Source organism: Pyrobaculum sp. (genome assembly GCF_049971835.1).
Taxonomy (GTDB): domain Archaea; phylum Thermoproteota; class Thermoprotei; order Thermoproteales; family Thermoproteaceae; genus Pyrobaculum.
Window position 1 is genome coordinate 1 of sequence record NZ_JBMFKV010000206.1, and the last position, 3,011, is coordinate 3,011.

Here is a 3,011-nt window from a genome sequence, read left to right on the forward strand (position 1 = left end):
GAGGGACCCCCTTGTTGCACGCGGTGCTGGACTGGGGCGCCGTGGAGAAGATCTTGAAGGGGATAGACGGCGTCGAGGTCCACATCGGCTCTTCGCCGTATGTAGACGTGAAGAAGGCAACTTCCCTCCTCGGCTGCGGCGAGGTGAGGCTCGTCGACGAGCTCTCGGCGAGCTGGTCCAGGCGTTGGCTAAGGGACAAGTACCCCGAGCTGGAGGAGGACGAGATAGACGCCCTATCCTTCACCTACCACGACGGGGTAAGGGCGTCCCTATGCGGCAACAATCACCCCTGACTCTCCTTGTGGAATGCCGTCCCCCCTTCGGCGTCTGTCCCTATCGATATCTGACGTCCCGCCTGAGTTAGACGTCCCTCCAACTTGAAGACAGAGGGGTTGACCGCCGCTTCGAATAAGCACTGCGGAGTGGGCGGCGGAGACGCCTCCGGGCGACTCCCTTGGCGCGCCTCGGCTCCGGCCTGAGCCCCGTGGGGCGCCCTGAGAGTGTGGCGTAGGGACATCTATATGCTAGTAATACACGCAAACTTTTAATAACGGGGGGCCGGGTTTGGTTGGTGTATGTCGTGAAGTGCGACTCCTGCGGCTTCCTCCTCTACAAGGGCGAGGAGCCGAAGACTGTGGAGGCCGTGTTGAAGATGTGGGGAGGCATATGCCCCAAGTGCATGTCTCCCCTTGAGAGGAGGCCTATAAAAATAGCCGTGGGGCTTCTGCGGGCTAGGAGGAGGGCCTAGATCTGTGTAAGTGAGTTAAAGATATATAGAGCCCCCCTCTGCCGCCTCATGGATCGGAGGGAGAAGATACTGCTGGTTGTACCGGCTCTGCTTGCGGCGTTTGCGATGGCTCTCTACGTGAGGATATACAGGGTGTTTCTCTGGGGGTGGTGGCTGGACGAGTTTGACCCGTATGTGCGCTACTACCTGGCCAGGTACACTCTTGAACACGGGGTGGGGTGGTGGTGGTCCGGGGCCCACTTTACCCAGTTCTGGTACCCCTACGGCATTGACTGGGGGAAGGTCCTCCTCCCCGGCACCTCCTTCTACGGCCTCTTCGTCTACTCGATCCTGAGGCCCTTCGGCGTCGATCTGTGGCACGCGGTTATCGCCGCCCCCGCTATCATGAACGCGCTGGCTGTCTTCTCCGCCTTCTACCTCGGGTACAGGGTGGGGAGCGAGCTGGGCGTCCCCAACGGCGGCGTCAGAGTGGGGCTGGTGACGGCTCTCCTTGTGGCCTTCATGCCGGCCTACATCGAGAGGGGGTTCGCCGCGTGGTTCGACGACGAGCCCATAAGCCTCTTCCTCATACCCCTGGGCCTCGCCTTCCTAATCGACGGCTTGAAAAGGCCGTGGATGGGCGCCCTGGCCGGAGTTGCGCTGGGGTACATCGCGTGGACCTGGGGAGCCCATTTCTACATCTGGAACCTGGTGGGCCTTTACGCCCTGGTTCTGCCGACATACTACTTCCTCAAACTAGCCTTCACAAGGAGAGAGGAGGCGCCTAGGGGGCGAAAGAGGCAGCAACCACAGCCCCAGGCGCCGTCTTTGCCCTTCAGCACGAGAAACCTCTTCCTGTCCTATCTACTGTTCTATGTGGTCTACGCCATCTTTGTTGCGACAATTCCCCGATACGGCGTGGGTAGCCTCACCAGCGCCTTCAACATACTACCCACGTTCGGCCTGCTCGCCGCGGCGGCTGTCTGGGCCCTAGATACAAAACTCGGTATATCCCGCACAACCGAGCTCCTTAGGAGATACATATGGGCTATCCTAGCCCTCGCGCTCCTCGGCATCGGCGTCTTCGCCATAGCAATAGCCACCGGCATGATTGGAGGCAAGTTCCTAGCAACCCTCCTGCCCTTCGGCAGATCGGCAATTGTGGCCAGCGTCGCGGAGCACAGCACAACCCAGTTCTACCAAATACTTTTGAGATACGGCCCAATACTGCCCTTCATTATAGTGTCAGTACCCTTCCTCTTCACCCCTGGTGGTCTTCTGGCGTTAACTTACTTAGTGACGGGCGGCTACGCCGCCGCCACGATGGTGCGTCTGCTAGTCCTGCTGGCGCCGGCGGCGGCCGTCTCAGCGGCGCTTGGCGTCGTCAGGCTGTTTGATAGCAGGAGGCTGGGGCCACTGATGCTCCTCGGCGCCGTCGTGTCTATGGTGATGATGTTGGTGTCGGGCGCCAGCGTAGCGGCGCAACCCACCCAGATCGTGACCTCTGCGGTGGGCTACCCCAGCGACGACTTCCTAGACACGTTGATGTGGCTAAAGACGAGGTTGCCGCCCTACGAGCCTGTGGCCTCGTGGTGGGACTACGGCTACTGGATATCTGTAGTGGGGAACAAGACTAGCCTCGCGGACAACTCCACTATAAACGCCACGCAGATTGGGAAGATAGGCCTCGGAATGATGGCGCCTCCGCAGATAGGCGCCAATATATTCAGCAGGGGGTTCGGCACCAAATACATCCTCGCAATTATGCCGTTCACTATTTACCCAATAAATCTACAGATAGGCCAAGCGCCTGTGTTAATCCACGAGTACCCACCCGGTGGGGACTTTCTGAAGTCGTACTGGATGACGCGCATCGCGCTTGAAAATGTTAGGAAAGAGGCAGAGGCGGTTCTCGGCGTTCCCGCAGGCGTTAGCGCCGAGGATTTCATATATACTAGAGTCATGTCGTACCCAGGCCCGCCGCCTGGCTCATACGCCTACTTCACAATAGGGGGTAGCTACTACCCGGTGCCTCTAAATCTAAACCGGACGCTCTACGCAATGCTCTTCTCTAAGGAGAGGCTATTCCCCATCTACGGCAACGCCAGCCAATACCTGCCTTGGATTTTTGAAGGCGTGGAGCGCGGCGGCGCATTCACCTCTTTCAGAGCTCTGAAAGTAACCGGTGGGAATGTGTATCTGCCCGTGGACGTCTCGCAGAAGCTCCAGGGCTTGGCTACCTACGTCATACAAGGCTGGACTCAGAAAGGTGTGGAGGTTGTGG

At 59.1% G+C, this 3,011-nt stretch carries 2 protein-coding genes and 1 pseudogene; all 3 read left to right on the forward strand.

Features of this window, described 5'->3' with window-relative positions; genetic code table 11:
• A pseudogene (locus ACP5J3_RS12400) lies at positions 1-293 on the forward strand (hypothetical protein); the annotation flags it as partial.
• 278 nt (positions 294-571) lie between these two features.
• Positions 572-748, forward strand: a complete 177-nt coding sequence (locus tag ACP5J3_RS12405; RefSeq protein ID WP_263244353.1) for a hypothetical protein — start codon at positions 572-574, stop codon at positions 746-748.
• Between the two features lie 48 nt (positions 749-796).
• Positions 797-3,011: STT3 domain-containing protein (locus ACP5J3_RS12410; RefSeq protein ID WP_428495975.1), on the forward strand; the 2,215-nt coding region annotated here is incomplete at its 3' end.